Annotated in this window: 1 protein-coding gene; it reads right to left on the reverse strand. The window is 36.8% G+C overall.

Annotated features, from left to right (window positions below):
• Positions 1 to 185, reverse strand: a 185-nt coding sequence (locus tag UF75_RS25905; RefSeq protein WP_045577383.1) for a hypothetical protein, incomplete at its 3' end; no start/stop codon positions are given.
• Positions 186 to 522 lie beyond the last annotated feature (337 nt).

A 522-nucleotide genomic window follows, 5' to 3' on the forward strand; every position in this document is an offset into this window, starting at 1 on the left:
AATCGTATCTCTCTTACAATACTTTGATTGGTGTTCCTGTTATTGGCGATGACAGTGTCAAAAAGATCCTGATAATAGGTAATTTGGTCGCTCATCATGTCAATTGATTTTTTATTTTCTCTCTGCAAGCGGTTCATTTTCCGCACTTCGATTAATACGAGTAGGTTCTGCTCATCTGCTTCCACGAGGCTATCCCTCCAACCCATATTAATTCATATTATTCAGTTATAACTCATTGTGTAACAGGAACTTTTAAGCCATAGGCCTGGCAGTGTTTAAACTTCTGTGCCTATCTAGGATATTTCCAGTCAAAATATTATTGTATGACTTTTGGTCGGAACTTTGTCTTTCCTTAGAATGGACTTGGGTTTTCTTTGGTTGCTTGATAATATAAAACTTCTTGGATATTCCAATTTCAAGCTTTAAAGTTGTAAGTTTTATTCCTGGGCACTTCCTAATTCATCCACGTCAATAGGATACGTTTGCCCTATCTTTAAGCTAACCATATCCACAAGCCAGAAT

It is taken from the genome of Desulfosporosinus sp. I2 (assembly GCF_000960765.1).
GTDB lineage: Bacteria > Bacillota > Desulfitobacteriia > Desulfitobacteriales > Desulfitobacteriaceae > Desulfosporosinus.